The sequence below is a fragment of the Azospirillum sp. FG154 genome (genome assembly GCF_057809575.1).
In genome coordinates, this window is sequence record NZ_JBMDKF010000007.1 from 112,759 (window position 1) to 131,815 (window position 19,057).

General features: G+C 62.3%; 18 protein-coding genes. 8 read left to right on the top strand and 10 right to left on the bottom strand.

Annotated elements, in window-relative coordinates; genetic code table 11:
- Positions 1 to 6 precede the first annotated feature (6 nt).
- From ACODS4_RS10570 to ACODS4_RS10580, 3 genes are all read right to left on the bottom strand, one after another.
- Positions 7 to 186 carry a hypothetical protein gene (locus tag ACODS4_RS10570; RefSeq protein WP_488863351.1) on the bottom strand — a complete coding sequence of 60 codons (180 nt, stop codon included), beginning with the start codon at positions 184 to 186 and terminating at the stop codon, positions 7 to 9.
- A 12-nt stretch (positions 187 to 198) separates the two neighbouring features.
- Positions 199 to 1,137 carry a bifunctional riboflavin kinase/FAD synthetase gene (locus ACODS4_RS10575; RefSeq protein WP_488863352.1) on the bottom strand — a complete coding sequence of 313 codons (939 nt, stop codon included), beginning with the start codon at positions 1,135 to 1,137 and terminating at the stop codon, positions 199 to 201.
- A 215-nt stretch (positions 1,138 to 1,352) separates the two neighbouring features.
- Positions 1,353 to 1,802, bottom strand: a complete 450-nt coding sequence (locus tag ACODS4_RS10580; RefSeq protein WP_119832207.1) for a MaoC family dehydratase — start codon at positions 1,800 to 1,802, stop codon at positions 1,353 to 1,355.
- Positions 1,803 to 2,453: 651 nt separating this feature from the next.
- On the opposite strand from ACODS4_RS10580, the gene ACODS4_RS10585 reads away from it, so the two are divergent.
- The 3 genes from ACODS4_RS10585 to ACODS4_RS10595 all read left to right on the top strand — a co-directional run bounded on the left by ACODS4_RS10585 (position 2,454) and on the right by ACODS4_RS10595 (position 5,056).
- Positions 2,454 to 3,407, top strand: a complete 954-nt coding sequence (locus ACODS4_RS10585; RefSeq protein ID WP_488863354.1) for an alpha/beta fold hydrolase — start codon at positions 2,454 to 2,456, stop codon at positions 3,405 to 3,407.
- 33 nt (positions 3,408 to 3,440) lie between these two features.
- Positions 3,441 to 4,454, top strand: a complete 1,014-nt coding sequence (locus ACODS4_RS10590; protein WP_488863356.1) for a DUF6352 family protein — start codon at positions 3,441 to 3,443, stop codon at positions 4,452 to 4,454.
- A gap of 98 nt (positions 4,455 to 4,552) precedes the next feature.
- Entirely contained in the window at positions 4,553 to 5,056 is a 504-nt protein-coding gene (locus ACODS4_RS10595; protein ID WP_119832211.1) for a CreA family protein, read from the top strand.
- Between the two features lie 140 nt (positions 5,057 to 5,196).
- Here ACODS4_RS10595 and ACODS4_RS10600 read toward each other — a convergent pair whose 3' ends face one another.
- Entirely contained in the window at positions 5,197 to 6,150 is a 954-nt protein-coding gene (locus ACODS4_RS10600; RefSeq protein WP_488863358.1) for a M14 family metallopeptidase, read from the bottom strand.
- 236 nt (positions 6,151 to 6,386) lie between these two features.
- Between ACODS4_RS10600 and ACODS4_RS10605 the strand changes: the two genes are divergently transcribed.
- Entirely contained in the window at positions 6,387 to 7,277 is an 891-nt protein-coding gene (locus ACODS4_RS10605) for an N-formylglutamate amidohydrolase (RefSeq protein WP_488863360.1), read from the top strand.
- A gap of 36 nt (positions 7,278 to 7,313) precedes the next feature.
- On the opposite strand, the gene ACODS4_RS10610 is transcribed toward ACODS4_RS10605, so the two are convergent.
- From ACODS4_RS10610 to ACODS4_RS10635, 6 genes are all read right to left on the bottom strand, one after another.
- Positions 7,314 to 8,138 carry an NAD kinase gene (locus ACODS4_RS10610; protein ID WP_488863362.1) on the bottom strand — a complete coding sequence of 275 codons (825 nt, stop codon included), beginning with the start codon at positions 8,136 to 8,138 and terminating at the stop codon, positions 7,314 to 7,316.
- A 144-nt stretch (positions 8,139 to 8,282) separates the two neighbouring features.
- Complete coding sequence (gene clpA, locus ACODS4_RS10615; RefSeq protein ID WP_488863364.1) at positions 8,283 to 10,601, bottom strand: ATP-dependent Clp protease ATP-binding subunit ClpA; 2,319 nt, start codon at positions 10,599 to 10,601, stop codon at positions 8,283 to 8,285.
- Between the two features lie 8 nt (positions 10,602 to 10,609).
- Entirely contained in the window at positions 10,610 to 10,936 is a 327-nt protein-coding gene (clpS, locus tag ACODS4_RS10620) for an ATP-dependent Clp protease adapter ClpS (protein WP_488863366.1), read from the bottom strand.
- Positions 10,937 to 11,226: 290 nt separating this feature from the next.
- Complete coding sequence (locus ACODS4_RS10625; RefSeq protein ID WP_488863368.1) at positions 11,227 to 11,439, bottom strand: hypothetical protein; 213 nt, start codon at positions 11,437 to 11,439, stop codon at positions 11,227 to 11,229.
- Positions 11,440 to 11,638: 199 nt separating this feature from the next.
- Complete coding sequence (phaR, locus tag ACODS4_RS10630; protein ID WP_488863370.1) at positions 11,639 to 12,256, bottom strand: polyhydroxyalkanoate synthesis repressor PhaR; 618 nt, start codon at positions 12,254 to 12,256, stop codon at positions 11,639 to 11,641.
- A 310-nt stretch (positions 12,257 to 12,566) separates the two neighbouring features.
- Positions 12,567 to 12,746, bottom strand: coding sequence for a hypothetical protein (locus ACODS4_RS10635; RefSeq protein ID WP_298366634.1), 180 nt, complete (start codon positions 12,744 to 12,746; stop codon positions 12,567 to 12,569).
- Positions 12,747 to 12,808: 62 nt separating this feature from the next.
- On the opposite strand from ACODS4_RS10635, the gene ACODS4_RS10640 reads away from it, so the two are divergent.
- The 4 genes from ACODS4_RS10640 to ACODS4_RS10655 all read left to right on the top strand — a co-directional run bounded on the left by ACODS4_RS10640 (position 12,809) and on the right by ACODS4_RS10655 (position 19,052).
- Positions 12,809 to 14,053 (top strand): alpha/beta fold hydrolase, encoded by a 1,245-nt coding sequence (locus ACODS4_RS10640; protein ID WP_488863372.1) that lies wholly within the window; start codon positions 12,809 to 12,811, stop codon positions 14,051 to 14,053.
- Positions 14,054 to 14,165: 112 nt separating this feature from the next.
- Positions 14,166 to 15,341: an acetyl-CoA C-acetyltransferase gene (locus tag ACODS4_RS10645; RefSeq protein WP_488863374.1), complete on the top strand. Its 1,176-nt coding sequence runs from the start codon at positions 14,166 to 14,168 to the stop codon at positions 15,339 to 15,341.
- A 147-nt stretch (positions 15,342 to 15,488) separates the two neighbouring features.
- Positions 15,489 to 16,211, top strand: coding sequence for an acetoacetyl-CoA reductase (phbB, locus tag ACODS4_RS10650; protein WP_488863376.1), 723 nt, complete (start codon positions 15,489 to 15,491; stop codon positions 16,209 to 16,211).
- Between the two features lie 438 nt (positions 16,212 to 16,649).
- Positions 16,650 to 19,052 (top strand): protein kinase domain-containing protein, encoded by a 2,403-nt coding sequence (locus tag ACODS4_RS10655; protein ID WP_488863378.1) that lies wholly within the window; start codon positions 16,650 to 16,652, stop codon positions 19,050 to 19,052.
- Positions 19,053 to 19,057: the final 5 nt, after the last annotated feature.

A 19,057-nucleotide genomic window follows, 5' to 3' on the forward strand; every position in this document is an offset into this window, starting at 1 on the left:
CGCCGGTTATTTGGCGGACGGAAGAGTCATCCGCACGCAGCGGGCCAAGACGGTGTTGCCGGTCATTTCGCGGTAATTCTGGACGATGATCGGCTCGGCGACCTTGCATTGCTCCAGCGTCGCGAAATCCAGCGTCGTCGGTCCGCCTTGGTTGAGCATGAACAGCAGCATCAGCACGCGTTCCATCAAACGGTCTCCTCAATCGGCCAGCGCGGCGCGGGCGGCGGCGGCGTCGCGCTGGATTTGCTCCTTCAGCGCGTCAAAGCTGGCGAATTTTTGCTCCGGGCGCAGGAACTCAATCAACTGCACCCGCAGATGCTGGCCGTAAAGATCGGCGTTCATGTCGAACAGATGGGCTTCCAGCCGTTCGACCGCGCCGCCGACGGTCGGTCGGGCGCCCAGATTGGCCACGCCCTTATGCCACGCCGTGTTCAGACCGTGATCGACGCCCGCGCGGATGGCGTAGACGCCGAAGGCCGGTCGCAGATACTCGTCCAGCTCAATGTTGGCGGTGGGAAAGCCGATGGTCCGGCCCCGTTTGTCGCCGTGGGCCACCCGCCCCTCGATCTCCCACGGGCTGCCCAGCACATGGGCGGCCTCTTGCGGGCGACCGGCGACCAGCGCGTCGCGCACGCGGGTGGAGGAATAGACGCCGCCCTCGGGATCGGCCACCGGGCCGATTTCGGTCACGCCAAAGCCATGGGCCTGTCCGGCCCGTTGCAGAAAGGCCGGATCGCCGCCCCGCTTGTGGCCGAACAGAAAATCATAGCCGCACACGACGTGCCGCACGCCAAGATCGCCGATCAGAATCTCGTCGACGAAGGCCTGGGCGGTTTTGGTCAACAGACGCTCGTCGAAATGGCCGACGATCAGTTGATCGACGCCCAAGGCTTCGATGTGGCGGGATTTGACGCGGAAGGGTGTCAGGCGAAACGGCGGATCATCCGGGCGGAAGACCGAGCGCGGGTGCGGCTCGAAGGTCAGAACGGCGGACGGCGCGTCAAGGTCGCGGGCCAAGCGCTGGGCGGTTCCGATCACGGTCTGGTGGCCGCGATGCACGCCGTCGAAATTGCCGAGCGCCACCACGGCGCCGCGTTCCCTGGCGGGCAGGTCGGCGGTGTGTCTGTACAGTCGCATGCGCGCCCCGATCTGGAGAAACCTGTTAAGCAGGTTTTCCAAACTCCGCTCACACAGGAGCGGGCTTGGAAAACCTGCAAAACATAGAGTCCGCAGGTTTTTTCAGGCCGGGCCATGTCTGGCCCGATCTGGAAAACCTGCTAGGGCGTCTATATAGAACGCCGTCGGCGCGCGGTAAACGCGCCGACGGCGGGAAGCGGACCCTTTTGCGGCGATCAGCCGCGCGAGGGGACCATCAGCATCGCCTCGCCCTCGACCACCACCGTCTCGCCGACGGTGCAGACGGTGCGCATGACGACGCGGCGCTTTTCCGGGATCATCTCGGTCACGGTGGCGCGGGCGGTGACGGTGTCGCCGGCGCGGACCGGGGCCTTGAACTTCAGATTCTGCGACATGTAGATCGCCCCCGGGCCGGGCAGCTTGGTGCCCAGAACGGCGGAGATGAAGCCGACGGTCAGCATGCCATGGGCGATTCGGCCCTGGAACATGGTGCCAGCGGCGTATTCCTGGTTCAGGTGGACGGGGTTGGTGTCACCCGAAATGCCGGCAAACAGGACGATGTCCGCTTCCGTCACGGTCTTGGCGAATGACGCCGTCATGCCGACGGCGAGGTCTTCAATGCAGTAGCCCTCGATGTCCTTACGGACCTGACGCACATCGTCCATCACGCACTTTCCTTTTTTCGGCGCCGTTTTCCGGCGCGATGCACACTGTATCGCAACGCATCATGTGCAGTGCAATGACGCGAATGGCACCATGTGTCCGGCAAAAAAGCAAAAAAATCTCTAACGGTTTCGCCAAGGTTCCACCCGATTGACGGCCCCTGCGTCTTCGTCGCCACAAAGTTATGGACGTAAGGAAAGCGTCATCGTGGCGACTTGATTACTTCATAAGACCGAGGCGGTCATAGAACATCATATTGTCCAACCACTTAGCGTGAAACGCTCTGGTCGCGCCGTTGGGTGCGCCGCGCAAGGGGCGGATGGTCCGTTCCGCGCAATATCTGGTCCAACAATGACCGGTCTGTTGCAACAAAAAGGCTGTCTCGGGACTGTTTGTTCGTTGGCGCAACAAAATATGCGTTGCGCTGCCGCAAAGACAAGCGACTCGGAGGGTGATCTTCGTCTGAGCCGACGGTTACTTGAGAAGACGCGTGGCTGCGACACCATGCCGCTGCCGGAACTTGGCGGCAAGGCGGAAAACAGCGGCGCCGTTTGGCGGTGGACGGGCGGGCGGCGGGCTGTTTCAATTCCGCTCCGCAGCGATCACGGCAGAGATCGCGCCAGAGGGTGGATCCGGGCAAGGGGGGATTGAGAATGGGGGCGCCGACCTTTGACGCGCTGCGGCTGCGCGACGGAACGCGGCTGCGCTGGGCGCGCTGGCGGACGGCGGACGCGCCGCGCGCCACCATTCTGGTGCTGACCGGGCGGGCCGAGTTCATCGAGAAATACGCGGAAACCGCCGAGGGGTTGGTGGCGCGCGGCTTCCAGGTCGTCACCTTCGATTGGCGCAACCAGGGCCTGTCCGACCGCCCGCTGGCCAACCGGCAAATCCACCATCTGACCGACTTCACCACGCTGGTCGATGATCTGGACGAGATGGTGGAGCGGGTGGCGCGCCCCTGCGCCGGGGACGGGCCGTTGCTGTTGCTGGCCCATTCGATGGGCGGGCTGGTCGCCACCCTGGCGCTCGCCCGTCACGCGGAGGACGCGGAGGCCTATTGCGCCGCCGCCATTCTGTCGGCCCCGATGCACGCCATCCATTTCGGCCCGTTGCCGCGCCTTCTGGCGCGCGGGTTGGCGGCGTTGGGCGTCGCCTGCGGCTGGGGCGAACGCTACGCCCTTGGTCAGCGGGATTACCACCCGGCGGATGGCCGGTTCCGGCCCGACAATTCCATCACCTCCGACCCCCGGCGCTACGCCGCCTTTCATGGCCCCTACGCGGCGCAACCCGCCTTGCGGGTCGGCGGGGTCAGCTATGGCTGGATCGCGGCGGCCTTGGCGGCGGAGGACGCGGTGAAAACGACTCTGCCGTTGGAGCGGGTGCGGGTTCCGGTGCTGCTGCTGAGCGCCCTTCAGGATCGCGTGGTGCGCGCCGACGCCCATCGGTTGGTCGCCGCCCGGCTCGCCAACGCCACGCGCATCGACTATCCCGACGCCAAGCATGAATTGTTGATGGAGCGCGACGCGATCCGGGATCGGGTGTGGGCTGACATCGACGCCTTTCTCGACAAGACGCTTGCGTCCGCCGCCGCTCCTGTCGTCCGATAGCGCCGGATCGGGCGGCGAACGCGGGTGGGGCGGATGAATGATTTCTGGAGAGCGTCGGGCCATCATTTGCTGCGCCGCGACGCGGCGGGGCATTGGGCGGTGACGCCGGATTTCCTGCGCGCCTACCTGCTGCGGCCCGAAATGCGCCCGCCCGAGGACGCCTGCGACGCCGAACACACGCTGCACGCCGGGCTGCTCGACGACCCGGCGCGCCCGGTTCCGGCCCCTTTGCTCGACGCGCTGGCGGATGACGACGCGCGCGACAATTGGCGGGTCTGGCTGGGTTTCCGCGACCGGCTGCTGGCGGCGGGCACGCTGGAGGGCTGTTACCTCGGCCTGTTCCGCGAGGGCGCGCGCGGCGTGCCGGGGCTGTTCATCGACCAGCTCGTTCACGTCATCCTGCGCGGCGCGCTCGACGAAACCACCTCCGGCTTGCGGGCGCGGGCGGGGGAGCTGTTCTTCCGGGAGCAAATGGTTTCGGTCGCCGATGGCCGGGTTCGTCTGGCCGACGCCGAAACGGTGGAAAACCTGTCGGCCTCCGGCGGCTTCGGCAGCCTGGGGCGGCTGGCGGTGGAGGCGGGGACCGCTCTGCGCTCCGTCGATCTCGACATTCTCGACGAGACCAACCATTCCGCCTATTGGGGCCGCGACGAGCGGCACGACACCGTGATCGACGTCACCTTCGCGGCGGCGGGGCTGGACGCGCTGGCTCGCGTGCTGGAGATGTGGGTCGCGCGTTTCCTGGGCGTCACGGTGTCGGTGCAGCCGGTGCAATCCATCCAGGATGACCGCTGGGTCTGGCATGTCGGCCTGGACGGCGCGGCGACGGGGATTCTGAACGACCTCTACAACGGCGTTCCGGTGGCGCAGGATCGGCTGGCCCGCATCCTGGCCCTGTTCCGTTTGGAGTTCGCCGACCCGGCGGCGATGCGGCCCGATCTGGCCGGGCGTCCGGTCTATCTCGGCATGGCGATGAACGAACAGAACCGCCTGCGCCTGAAGCCGCAAAATCTCCTGGTCAACCTGCCGCTGGCCGTCGCGGGGTGAGGGCGGGTTTCGCGCGGGGCGCCGCTTGACGGCGGCGGCGGGTCTCCCGATCTACAGCGTGGTCTTTTCCCCTTTCGCCCGTTGGAGCGTTTCCCGTCATGCGCAGCCTGTCGTCCTTTGCCCTGCTGGCCGCGCTGGCGGTGGCGAGCCTCGCCCGTCCCGCCGCCGCCGATTCCGTGGTCGGGCGCTTTTCCAACGACTGGACCGGCAACGGGTTGGAAATCCAGGCCGTCGAGGATCCGAAGGTGAAGGGCGTCACCTGCCATCTGGTCGATTTCGACCGCAGCCTGATCGACCGGCTGTCCAAGGGCAATTGGTTCGAGGATCCGTCCAACGCCTCCATCGCCTGCCGCCAGACCGGGGCGGTGACGGTCGGCGACATCGAACTGTCGCCCAAGGGTGAAGAGGTGTTTTCCGAACGCAAAAGCCTGATCTTCAAATCGGTGGCGATCCGGCGCATCTACGACCGCGTCAACGACACGCTGGTTTACGTCGTCTACAGCCGTCAGGTGACGAACGCCTCGGCCAAAATGTCGATCTCCACCGTGCCGCTGTTCAGCGCCAACGCCCAATGGACCAAGGGCAAACCGGCGGCGAAGTGAGCGGCGCCCCTCTCAGCGTTTCGCCCCCTCCCTAACCCTCCCCCGCTGCGCGGGAGAGGGAACTCCGCCGCTGCTCGACAAGGCTCAAGCTTCCCTCCCCCGCAACGCGGGGGAGGGCTGGGGAGGGGGCATGCGGATTTTCAGAGCGTCACGATTCGCCCCAACCGCACGGCGGTCTGTCCGGCCTTGACCCGGCGCGCGGGCATGATGAGGACGCAATCGTCGTAGGGGGTGCGGATCGCCCGGTCGCCGTCCCAGCCGATGGTGGTTCCAGCCCGCCCGATCACCTCCAGCCCGACGAAGGGGGCGGTGAAGCGGAACAGGTCGCTGCCCGCCGTGACGACGTCGGTGACGTCGACCAGCCGTTGCGGATCGGCGCGCGGCAGCAGGCGCGGCCCCACCGACTCGTCGATCATCTCCAACCCGCGCAGCAGGCGCAGGCAGCTTTCCAACGCGACGGTGGCGGTGGATTCCCGCCAATGCTGGCCGCACTCCACCAAAATCGCCGTGCGCGCGCCCTCCGGTTCGGCGAAGGCGCCGAAATCGATCAACCGCCGCCCCCCGGCGTGGCCGTCGTCGGCGACCACCCAGGACGGATGAACCAACCCCAAGGCCAGATCGCGCCCGCGCGTGGTCCGCCCGCACAGGGTCAGCGGCGCGGTGTCGGCGGTCATCGAATGCAGGTCGAGCAGCAGGTCGGCGGATTGATAGACCGGGCGCAACTGCCGGGCGCGGCGCAGTTCGGCGCTGTCGCGCCGCCCATCGAGATGTTCGGGCGACCAGATCCGGTTGAAATCCTCGTCGATGAAGCGCGAGGCGTAGGGGTTTTGCCGGTCGAACAGCCGATAGGCGTCGGTGTTGGCGAACACGAAGGTGAGCCGTCCGCGCCGGGGCTTCAGCCGCAGGCGCAGCAGGGAATCGAGCGCGATGGCCCCGGAAATCTCGTTGCCATGAACCAGCGCGTTGAGCACGACATGCGGTCCCGGCTCGTCCGAGGTCAGGCTGGTGACGTGCTCGATCCCGGTGTTGCCACGCCGGTGGGGCGCGATGTCGGGCGGCGTCAGCTCGATGGGGGCGAACAGAGGGTCGGTCACGCGGTCGGCTCGGCGCGGTTGCCTGGAGTCGCCAGTATGGCGAAGCGAAGGCCGCCGCGCCAGTGGGGCGAGCCGGGCCGTCTTGGCGTCGCGATGGTTTCGACTCTGTTGCGGTTTGGCGGCGTCCGTGTGACGATTTCGCATCGACGACGGGTTGACGCTTGGGTTATAGGGGCGGTCGATGTGTTGCGGCGCAGCGCCGCAGGTCGGGCGGGGACGCGGACGGGAAGGCTGTCATGAGTTTGGTGATCGAGGACGTCCTGGTCCGCAACGATCCGCTGGGGCGGCGTTTGCCCATCCTGTTCGATTCGCCGCACAGCGGACGGGTTTACCCGCCCGACATCCGTTTCGCCTGTCCGCTGGGCCTGTTGCGCCACGCCGAGGACAGCCATGTCGAGGAGCTGTTCGCCAGCGCCCCCGATCATGGCGCGACGCTGTTGTGCGCGCTGTTTCCCCGCGTCTGCATCGACGTCAACCGGGCGGTGGACGACATCGACCCGGCGTTGCTCGACGACGCCTGGCCCGCTCCGCTGAACCCCACCGGGCGCAGCGCGGTGGGGGCCGGGCTGATCCGCAGCCTGTTGCGCCCCGGCTTGCCGCTTTACGACGGCAAGCTGTCGGTCGCCGATGTGGAGGAGCGAATCGGGCGCTATTACCGCCCCTACCACAGCCAGATGGGCCAGATTCTCGATGGGCTGGCTGGACGCTTCGGCGTGGTCTGGCACGTCAACTGCCACTCCATGCCGTCTGTTCTGGGGACGTCCAGCCCTGGGCTGGTCGGATCAAGCGCCGCCGAGCCGGCGCTGGCCGATTTCGTCATCGGCGACCGCGACGGCGCGACCAGCGAGCCGGGCTTTGTCCAGTTGGTGGCGGACACCTTGCGCGGCTACGGCTATCGGGTGGCGCTGAACAACCCCTACAAGGGGGTGGAACTGGTGGCGCGCTACGGCGATCCGTCGCGGGGCCGCCATTCGATCCAGTTGGAGATCAACCGGCGGCTCTACATGAACGAAGAGACGCTGGAGCGGCACGACGGTTTCCTTGCGCTGAAGGCGGCGATCGACGGACTGATCGGGCGCATCGCCGCTTACGCCGCCGACCGACGGCTGAGTCAGGCGGCGGAGTAGGGCGGGCGTCCGCGTCGGCGGGCCGCCGTTGGTCCATCAGGGGGCGAACTGTTCCTTGAGGATGCGCTCCTCGAAATTCAGCTCCTGGTCGAACAGCAGGGTCAGGGCGACGTCGCGGCATTCCTGCACCTCGACCCGCAAAACCTCGCGCACCTCGGTGAAGTCGGCCACGGCGCTGACCGGGCGTTTGCCTTCGTCCAGAATGTCGAAGGTGATTTTGGCGGTGTGCGGCAGCAGCGCGCCGCGCCAGCGTCGGGGGCGGAAGGCGCTGATCGGCGTCAGAGCGAGAACCCCGGCGCCCAACGGCACGATGGGGCCATGGGCCGACAGATTGTAGGCGGTGCTTCCAGCGGGGGTGGCGACCAACGCGCCGTCGCAGATCAGTTCGGGCAGCCGCACCACCTTGTCCACGGTGATGGTCAGCTTGGCGGCTTGGCGAGTCTCGCGCAGCAACGACACCTCGTTGATGCCCAACGCCTCGACCCGCTCGCCATTGACCCGCGTGGCGATCATGCGCAACGGGTTGAGTTGGACATGTTGGGAGGCGGAGACCCGCTCGGCGATCTCGTCCTCGCGATAGGCGTTCAGCAGGAAGCCGACCGAACCGCGATTCATTCCATAGACCGGCAAGGGGCGCTCTCGGTTCAGCGCCAGCGCCCGGTGCAGGGTTTCCAGCAGAAAGCCGTCGCCGCCCAGAGCGACGATGACGTCCGCTTCGGTCAAGGGGGCGTTGCCATAGCGATGAGCCAACCGCGTCCGCGCCGCGCGCGCCTCTTCGGTGTCCGCGCAGACGAAGGCCATGCGCAGGGCGTCCGGACTGGGCAGGGCGGGGAAGGCGATGTGCGGGGCGGGTTCGATCATGGCCCCGACCATAGCGCAGGTCCGGGCGGCGGGGAAACGCCGCTCATCGGTTGTGCGGCGCGAAAGGCGTGGTGAAACGCCGCTGACAAACAAAAAGGGGGCCGCAAGGCCCCCTTTCGTCGTATCTGCGGTATGGATGCCCGATCACTCGGCCATTTCGCTGACCAAACCCTCTTCATCATCGTCGCTGGAATTGCGCTTGGCGCGGTTGCCCTCGGCGTATTCAAAGAAGGGCTTGCCGTCCTTCACCGTCACCTTGACCAGCCCGCCCTTGGTCAGCTTGCCGAACAGCAGTTCCTCGGCCAGCGGCTTTTTGATGTATTCCTGAATCACCCGACCCAGCGGACGGGCGCCATAGAGCGGATCGTAGCCCTTCTTGCCTAGCCACTCGCGGGCTTCATCGTTCAACTCGATGGAGACGCCCCGGTCTTCCAACTGGGCTTCCATCTGCATGATGAACTTGTCCACCACGCGGCTGATGACCTCCTGGCTCAGCGGAGCGAAGGGGATGATCGAGTCCAGCCGGTTGCGGAATTCCGGCGTGAACAGCTTCTCCACCGCTTCCATATCCTCGCCAACCCGACGATCCCGCTCGAAGCCGATCACCGGCTTGGCCATGTCGGCGGCCCCGGCGTTCGACGTCATGACGAGGATGACGTTGCGGAAATCGACGATCTTGCCGTTGTGATCGGTCAGTTTGCCGTGATCCATGATCTGCAACAGGATGTTGAACAGATCGGGGTGGGCCTTTTCGATCTCGTCGAGCAGCAGGACGCAATGCGGGTGCTGGTCGATGGCGTCGGTCAGCATGCCGCCCTGGTCGAAGCCGACATAGCCCGGCGGGGCGCCGATCAGGCGCGACACGGTGTGCCGCTCCATATATTCGGACATGTCGAAGCGGGTCAGCTCGATGCCCAAGGTCAGGGCGAGCTGGCGAGCCACCTCGGTCTTGCCGACGCCGGTCGGGCCGATGAACAGGTAGTTGCCGATGGGCTTTTCCGGTTCGCGCAAACCGGCCCGCGCCAGCTTGATCGCCGACACCAGGGCGTCGATGGCCTTGGTCTGGCCGAACACCATGGTCTTCAGGTCGCGTTCCAGATTGAGGAGCGTTTCCTTGTCGTCGCGGCTGACCGATTTCGGCGGGATGCGGGCGATCTTGGCGACCACCGCCTCCACGTCCTTCACGCCGATCTTCTTCTTGCGCTTGTTCTCCGGCAGCAGCATCTGCGCCGCCCCGACCTCGTCGATGATGTCGATGGCCTTGTCGGGCAGCTTGCGGTCGCCGATGTATTTCGCCGACAGCTCCACGGCGGAGCGGATGGCGTCGGCGGTGTAGCTGACCTTGTGATGCTTCTCGTAATAGGGCTTCAGGCCCTGGAGAATCTTGATCGCGTCCTCGATCGACGGCTCGTTGACGTCGATCTTCTGGAAGCGGCGGACCAGCGCCCGGTCCTTCTCAAAATAGGTGCGGTATTCCTTGTAGGTGGTCGAGCCGATGCAGCGCAGCGCGCCCGACGCCAAGGCCGGTTTCAGCAGGTTGGAGGCGTCCATCGCCCCGCCGGAGGTCGCCCCGGCGCCGATCACCGTGTGGATCTCGTCAATGAACAGAACCGCGCCCTCGGTCGCCTCCAACTCCGAGACGACGGCCTTCAGCCGCTCCTCGAAATCGCCGCGATAGCGCGTGCCGGCCAGCAGCGCGCCCATGTCGAGCGCGAAGATGGTGGCGTTGCGCAGAACCTCCGGCACCTCGTTCTGAACGATGCGGCGGGCCAGCCCTTCGGCGATGGCGGTCTTGCCGACGCCGGGATCGCCGACATAGAGCGGGTTGTTTTTCGAGCGCCGACACAGGATCTGGATGGTCCGTTCGACCTCCTGCTCCCGTCCGATCAGCGGGTCGATCTTCCCACCGGCGGCCTTCTTGTTCAGATTGACGCAATAAGCGTCGAGCGCTTCGCTGCCTTTTTTCACGACCTTCTCCGCCGCCGCCTCGTCGTCGGCGCCCGAGACCCGCTTGGTTTCCGTGCGGCCTGGAGCCTTCGCGATTCCGTGAGAGATGTAGTTCACCGCGTCGAACCGGGTCATTTCCTGCTCTTGCAGGAAGTAAACCGCGTGGCTCTCGCGTTCCGAGAACAGAGCGACGAGCACGTTGGCGCCCGTCACCTCCTCACGCCCCGAGGACTGGACGTGGATGGCCGCACGTTGCAGCACCCGCTGGAAGCCAGCCGTCGGCTTGGCGTCGTCGGGCCTGCTCGTGATAAGGTTCGCAAGCTCGTTGTCGATGTATTCGGTCAGTTCGGCGCGCAGGCGGTCCAAATCGATTCCGCAAGCGCGCAAGACGGCGGTGGCATCGGTGTCTTCTGTCAACGCGAGAAGCAGATGTTCGAGCGTCGCGTATTCGTGCCTGCGCTCGTTCGCGTGGGCCAGTGCCCGATGCAGCGTCTGTTCCAGGTTACGCGACAGCATGGATGGGTCTAGTCCTTCTCTAACGTGCATTGCAGCGGATGCTGGTGCTGGCGCGCAAAGTCCATGACCTGCGTGACTTTCGTCTCCGCCACCTCATAGGTGAACACGCCGCACAACCCCACGCCCCGCCGGTGCACATGCAGCATGATCCGGGTCGCTTCCTCGCGCGACTTCGCGAAGAAACGTTCGAGAACAAGAACGACGAACTCCATCGGAGTGTAATCGTCGTTCAGCATCAACACCTTGTACATCGACGGCTTTTTCGTTTTCGGCTTGGCCTTGATGACCACGCCGCTGTTGGGGCCGTCGTTGTCGTGCTTGTCCTGATCGCCCATGGTCTCAATCAAATGTCGTCACGGCGCAGTCTGATAAATCGCTGCGCTCTCATATAGGGATGATATGGGCAATCCGGGCGCTGAGGGAAGGGGCCGCGTGGCGGAAGAGGTGATTTGCCTGCTCTCTTTGGTCGATCCTCTGATCTGCGTTCCATCAGGATACAGGAGGCGCCGATTCCGACGTCCGCGCAATTGATGGAATCCCTGTGCGGAGTTCCCCTGATTGAACGGATCGTTCCAAACGGTTTTGGGAATGGGTTGGTCGCCGCGCCGCTCGCCGCGCCCCAGCTTTACGGAGCGAAGGGATTGCACAGTCCGGTGCTGAGCGTGGTCTTTTGCGACGGATGCCAGACATGGCCGTCCTGGAGACCCGGTTCGGTCAGCGTCATCCCGGCGACGGTCGGCTGGCGCAGCAACCAGTCCTGAAGCGTCGCCTCGAACTGGGCGACGTCGGCGTGGTCGCTGGCGTTGAGCGTGATGGTGACGGTCAGTTCGGTGGTCATCGTCGATTCCTTCATGGTCGGCGCCGCTTTGGCGCTGTGGAAGAAAACGCTGCCCCTCAATGCTCCTTGATCCCCTGGAACGGTGCGCTTGCCGGGTCGGGCGCGCAACAAAAAAGGGCGGGGTGCTGGCCCCGCCCTTGTTCCTGCTTTTGCGCGCGTCTGGACCGTTCCGCCGTCCGCCGCCGTCGCTTGCCGCCCGTCACTTGCCGTCAGGTTTGCCCGGAATGGCGATGCTGGCGATCTGCTTTTGCAAGGCGTCGATTTGCTTTTGCAACTCGTCAAAGGTCGGCCCCGGCTGCGGCGGGGCGGCGGGGCGGGCGGTGGGGGCCGGAGGCTCGTCCCCCGCGCCGGTCGGGCCGAAGGGCGTGAACATGCGCATGGCGCGCTCGAACATCGCCAAATTCTGCTTGCTCACCTCGTCCAGGCGACCGAAGGGGAAGATGCCGCCGATGGTGTTCTGGAAATAATCGCGCACCTGATCCTGATTGCGCGAGAAGGACTGCATCGAATATTCCAGATAGCGCGGCACCACCCATTGCATGTTGTCGCCGTAGAAGCCGATCAACTGGCGCAGGAAGCTGATGGGCAGCAAATTCTGCCCCTTGCTTTCCTCCTCCACGATGATTTGCGTCAGGACGGAACGGGTGATGTCCTCGCCGGTCTTGGCGTCATAGACCACGAAATCCAACCCGTCCTTAACCATCTGACAGAGGTGATCGAGCGTCACATAGCTGCTGGTGGCCGTGTTGTAGAGCCGCCGGTTGGCGTACTTCTTGATCGTGATCGGAGCGGACTTCTGGTCTTCCTTGTCGGCCATCGCGTAATCTTTCAAGAAGGGACGTTCGGCGGAAATCGATCCGTCCCTAGGACTACTCGAAGGGATAGCAATTTGTCCAGCCTTGCGCCGCGTCATGCGGTCGCGGGGCCGGGTCGCGGGATCGGGTTGATCGCGGGCGCGCGGCGGCGTTTCGCCCGTTGCGCGTCGATGACGTTTTCAGGACCGCAGCATCCGGCGCTGGTCAAGCGGTCGCCGGATTGCCTATAGTGCGGCTCATGGCCGACCCGTCCGACTCCGACATTCCGTCTTTGGAAACGCTGGCGCGCCGCTATCTGGACCTGTGGCAGGATCAATGGGCGGCGACCGCCGCCGATCCCGAAGCGGCCGACATGATGGCCCGGCTTTTCCAGATGATGGGGCAGGGAGCGGCGGCGATGGCGCCCTTCGCCTTCGGACCGGCGGGTTTCGCTTTTTCCGGGTCGCCCGGAACCGGCTGGGATCCGCGCCCGCCCGTCACCCCGCAGCCCATGAACCCGGCGCCTTATTCCGCATGGCCGCAGCCCGCCCCCCGCTCCGCAAGGGAGTCCACCGATGACGGCGCGCCGGGCGGATGGCGCGCCGCCGCGCCGGGGGCCGCGCCCGCTCAGCCTGCACCTGAACACGGTGTTGGCGATGTTGCTCAGCTCCTCGGGCGGATTGCCGCTCTTGAAGAGCGGCTTGCTGCCATGGAAGCCGCCGCTGCGCCAGCGGGCGGAGGAGCTGCGCCAACAGCTCGCCCACGCCGAAAGCCAGCCCCAGGGCGCTGAGGCGCTGCGCGCGGCGGTGGACCGCGAGATGCGGCGGCGGATCGATTCGGTGCTGACCGGGATCGAGCGTTACCGCCAGCACCCCTACCACCGCGATCTGCCCGACCCGCCGGTGGTTTGGCGCGAGGGGGCGACGCGCCTGCTGGATTACGGGCCGCCGGGCGGGCGTCCGGCCCTGTTCGTGCCGTCGTTGGTCAACCGTCATTACATCTTGGATCTGTCGCCGGGCAAAAGCCTGATGCGCTGGCTGGCCGGGCATGGCGTCCGCCCGCTGCTGATCGATTGGGGAACGCCGGGGCCGCTGGAGCGCCGCTTCACCCTGACCGACTACATCGCCGGGCGGCTGGAGCGGGCGCTCGACGCCATCGTCGAGGAAACCGGGCGCCCGGTTCCCATCGTCGGCTATTGCATGGGCGGGTTGTTGACCACGGCGCTGGCGCTGCGCCGTCCAAAGGCGGTGGCCGGGCTGGGGTTGCTGGCGACGCCCTGGGATTTCCACGCGGAGGACGCGGCGACGGCCAAGCGCGCCGCCGCCCTGTTCCAACCCTTTGGCCCGGCCCTGGACAGTTGGGGGGAATTGCCGACCGACGCGCTTCAGGCGCTGTTCACCCAGTTGGATCCGATGCTGGCGCTGAAGAAGTTCGGCCAGTTCGCGCGCATGGATCCAGCCAGCCGCGCCGCCGTCGCCTTCGTCGCGCTGGAGGATTGGCTCAACGACGGCGTGCCGCTGGTCGCGGCGGTGGCGCGCGACGCGCTGGCCGGTTGGTATGGCCGCAACGACACGGTGACGGGTAACTGGCTGGTCGGCGGCCTGCCGGTCGATCCGACGCAAATCCGCGTGCCGACCCTGGCCCTGATTCCCGAGCGTGACCGCATCGTGCCGCCCGCTTCGGCGATGGCTCTGCCAAAAGTGATACCCGGCGCCGAAATGATCGTGCCGCCTTTGGGTCATATTGGCATGGTGGTGAGCGCCGGTGCGGAGACCGGAGTGTGGCGACCATTGGCCGATTGGCTTGCTGCGACAGGATAGCCGGTGCTGTTGTGACATCTTGCATTGGGCCGCATTCGCACTTTAAGGTGTCTTCACTGCAAGCGTTCCACCAGCGCCATAATAAAACCGTCCCATATCGAGGAGCGTTACCATGACCGTGGTTGTCATCGCCGGTGCCGCGCGCACGCCCATCGGCAGCTTCAATGGCGCTCTCAGCAGCCTGTCCGCCCACGCGCTGGGCGAGATTGCGATCCGTGAGGCGCTGGCCCGCGCCAAAACCGACGCGGCGGAAGTGAACGAGGTCATTCTGGGGCAGATTCTGACCGCCGGTCAGGGCCAGAACCCGGCCCGTCAGGCCGCCGTCAATGCGGGCATCCCGGTCGAAGCGACCGCGTTCGGCATCAACCAGCTCTGCGGTTCGGGTCTGCGCGCCGTCGCGCTCGGCTTCCAGGCCATCCGGAACGGCGACGCCGACGTCATCGTCGCCGGTGGTCAGGAGAGCATGAGCCAGGCGCAGCACACGATGCACCTGCGCAACGGCACCAAGATGGGCACGGCGTCGCTGGTCGACACCATGCTGGTCGATGGCCTGACCGACGCCTTCAAGGGCTACCACATGGGGACGACGGCGGAAAACATCGCCACCCAGTGGCAGTTGACCCGCGAAGAGCAGGACGCCTTCTCCGCCGCCTCGCAGCAGAAGGCCGAAGCCGCCCAGAAGGCCGGTCGTTTCAAGGACGAAATCGTCCCGGTGACGATCAAGGGCCGCAAGGGCGACGTCGTCGTGTCGGACGATGAGTATCCCAAGCACGGCACCACGCCGGAATCGCTGGCCAAGCTGCGCCCGGCCTTCTCCAAGGACGGCACCGTCACCGCTGGCAACGCCTCGGGCATCAACGACGGCGCCGCCGCCCTGGTGCTGATGAGCGCCGAGAACGCCGCCAAGCGCGGCGTCACCCCGCTGGCCCGCATCGTGTCGTGGGCGACCGCTGGCGTCGATCCGTCGGTCATGGGCACGGGTCCGATCCCGGCGTCGCGTTTGGCGCTGAAGAAGGCCGGTTGGACCGTGGACGACCTCGACCTGATCGAAGCGAACGAGGCGTTCGCCGCTCAGGCGCTGTCGGTCAACAAGGACCTGGGTTGGGACACCAGCAAGGTCAACGTCAACGGCGGCGCCATCGCGCTCGGCCACCCGGTCGGCGCCTCGGGCGCGCGCGTTCTGACGACGCTGCTGTTTGAAATGCAGAAGCGCGACGCCAAGAAGGGCCTCGCCACGCTGTGCATCGGCGGCGGCATGGGCATCGCGCTTTGCGTTGAGCGCGACTGAGCAAGACGCCGGGCCGTCGCCTCAAGCGGGGCGACGGTTCGCCCCGCATCCGTCGCGCGCGTGGTTCTGACGACGCTGGATGCGGAAGTTCCAAGAACAAAAACAAACCGACCAACCAAAACCAAACAGAAACTGGGGAGAAATACCATGGCTCGTGTTGCAGTCGTTACGGGTGGCACGCGCGGCATCGGCGAAGCCGTCGCCGTCGGCCTGAAAGAGGCCGGTTACAGCGTCGCCGCCACCTACGCCGGAAACGACGAAGCGGCGAAGGAATTCACCGCCCGCACCGGCATCCCGGCCTACAAGTTCGACGTGTCGAGCTTCGACGCCTGCAAGGAGGGCATCGCCAAAATCGTGGCCGATCTCGGCCCGGTCGAGGTTCTCGTCAACAACGCGGGCATCACCCGCGACGGCGTCATGCACCGCATGACCTATGAGCAGTGGGAAGCGGTGATCCACACCAACCTGTCCTCCTGCTTCAACATGTGCCGCAACGTCATCGACGGCATGCGCGAGCGCAATTTTGGCCGCATCGTCAACATCGGCTCGGTGAACGGCCAAGCCGGTCAGTATGGTCAGGTCAACTACGCCGCCGCCAAGTCGGGCATCCACGGCTTCACCAAGGCCCTGGCGCAGGAAAGCGCCGCCAAGGGCATCACCGTGAACGCCATCGCGCCCGGCTACATCGACACCGACATGGTGCGCGCGGTTCCCCCCAACGTGCTGGAAAAGATCGTCGCCCGCATCCCGGTCGGCCGTCTGGGCCGCGCGTCGGAAATCGCCAAGGCCGTGCTGTATCTCGTCGCCGACGACAACGGCTTCATGACCGGCTCGACCCTGTCGGTCAACGGCGGCCAGCACATGTATTGATCGCGGTCGGCGTTTGCGCCGGTCGGGATTGAGAGAAACGGAACCCCTTCCCCGTGGTCACGCGGGGGAGGGGTTTTGTTTTTTGTCCACAGATGAACACAGATAGACACAGATGGATGGGGATGGGTGTTGGCGGTTTGGGTGAGCGAAGAGCAGGCTTGAGTCGTGGGTGAATGTTGGGTGGTAATGGAAAAATAAGTCAGATAATTTTTTCACCATATTTGATAATTTTTCAGCGCTTATCGGTAAAAATATATCGTTGAGATGCTTGAGGAATAAATTTCTTTTCCACTAATTGTTAGATTGTTTAGCGTTCAGATGTCTATTTTAGAAATTTATTACGTTGTAACGAAAGAAAATTAAATAAAAAAAGGCTTGTTTTGAGATGTAGTACTATCTAAGATTTTTCTATCTAGTTCTCTTTTCTTGGAAATCAACATGCCATTCAATAATTCTCAACCTTCTTATCAGCGTCTTCGTAAGATTTATGCCGAACGGAGAAAGGACCTTGCTTTCTGGACGGGAGCGGGGTTGAGTCAGCCTGCTGGGTTGCCAACTTGGCTGCAACTCAAAAAAAACATGGAAAATCAGGCTTTAGAAAGCCTAGTGACCCTTCGAGAGGAGGATGCCAAGAAAAAAGAAAATGAACTCGAGCGAATTCACGATACAGATAATCTTTGGGAAGCTTTCCAAATTTTGCACGGGGTGATGGGTGAGCCTTCCTACAAGGCGGCGATCAGAGAAATATTTGAGGATGCCGAGAATATGGATCCTCCAGAAATATATAAAGAAATTTGGAGGCTTGATGGCGTGTCCAGCTTCCTTACCCTCAATATTGATAAATTCGCTTATAAGGCACACAGAAAAGTGCGACCTTACGAAGATGTGGCAAATTTTAACGGGAAAGAAGCTGGGGATTATCTCCATTTAGTGAAGAGGAGAAAGCCATTTATCGCAAATTTGCACGGCGTTCATGAAGCTGCGAAAAGCTGGGTTTTCACAAAGGATGATTTTACGCGAATTTCAAGCGATCCACAGTATGTGAATTTCATTAATTTTGTTATGCAGGATTTCATTATCGTCTTCATGGGAATATCTGCTGATGATGTTGCTGTTGGTGGTTTCTTGGAGAGACTTATAGCTAATAAAATAGACCTTGATCAGCATTTTTGGATTACGGATCGTCGAGATATAGAAACAGAGAGGTGGGCTACTAAAGCAGGTATTCAGGTGATCAGATATGAGCCTGGAATTGATGCTGATGGAAAGCCGGACCATACTTCTGTTCTTAAGAATATATTTTTAGACTTGAAAGAATTTATTTCAAAAGATGAATTGGCTCCAGCAGTGGTTGGTCTTGTAAGCTCACGAAATAGTATTCCAAGCGAGAGGGAGCTTCGTCATCTTGACGATGACGATGAGTTGCGGCTTACGTTGGCGAGCTATGCTAAAGGAATAATCGAACGTAACGATGGTAAGACTCAATGTGATGAGTATAAAAATTTTTTGGAAAACTACTCTGGGGCAATTCATCAGTCATGGCATCTGACATCGACAAAAGGGTATAATAAATTTCATGGTTATAATGTTATTGAGAAAATTACTGGAGGGCCATTCTCTGCTGTCTGGAAATTGACTGATAAAGAAGGAAACTATTATGCCCTTAAAATTATCCATATGGATAATTTGTTAAGAGGAGATAAAATCGATAGTTTTCGCCGTGGGGTGCAATGCCTAAAGTATCTGACTAAAGCAGAAGTGCCGGGAACGGCAAAGCTTATTAATGCCTTTGAGATTCCAACCTGTGTGATTATGGAATATATTGAAGGCGACAATCTTTGGAGTGTTATCAAATCAGGACACTTCAAGTTTTGGGAGGACGGTATTGTAATATTACGGAATGTGTGCCGCCATGTTGAATTTAGCCATAACCTCCCACAAGGTGTGTTACATCGTGATATTCGTCCTTCCAATGTAATGGTGCCGTGGTTCCATTGGGCCGACAGTGCCTTGGATTCCATGCAGGTTAATCGGAATGATGTGGCGCTTCTGAATTTTGATATGTCATGGCACTCCAAGGCGCAAGGGCGGACTGTAAGTGGAAGCATTGAAGAAGCAGGTTACTATGCTCCCGAACAACTAGAAGATATTGATGGTATGCAGGCGCGCTCGACTAAAGTTGATTCTTATGGGATTGGAATGACAATTTTTTCAGCCTATACAGGTTTATTGCCACCAACTGGAGGCAGTAAATCCACGGAATGGAGTGAAAGACTAAAATCATTTAAGCATGACCATTCTTTAAAATGGAGGTCTGCTACAAAAAGACTTTCTAGACTAATTAAAAACTCCACTTCTTCGGAAGTTTCGAGTAGGGCCAGTGTCCGTTTTATTCGTATTGAATTGGATCAGATCCAAGATGCCGTTGATGGAAGGTGGGATGATCTCAGTCCAGAGTTTTGGGCCGAGGAGTTGTTTGTGCGAGTACTTAATGTGGATTACATCTCGAATGCTGCGGGTGATGAGTTTTCTAAAGAGCTAAAAGCTGGTCGGATGGTTTCAATCCGAGGCAACCTGCAAACACGATCAGTTTCTGTACAATTTAAGAATGTAGCGACAGGCGTAACGGATTGGACAAACGTTGATAAACGGTGGTCGGTAAAACTTCAAACGGCGAAGGATATTCTCAAAGGAAGTGGATGGGAAATTTTAGAAACCACTAGATATAGTCAACGAGAAATCCATCTTGAAGTTTTGATACCTACGAAAACTCTAAAAGGAAATTTGGAACGATTGGCAAATGCTCTAGAGCGTGGTTTGAACCAGGTCCGCCTCGACTAGTTTGC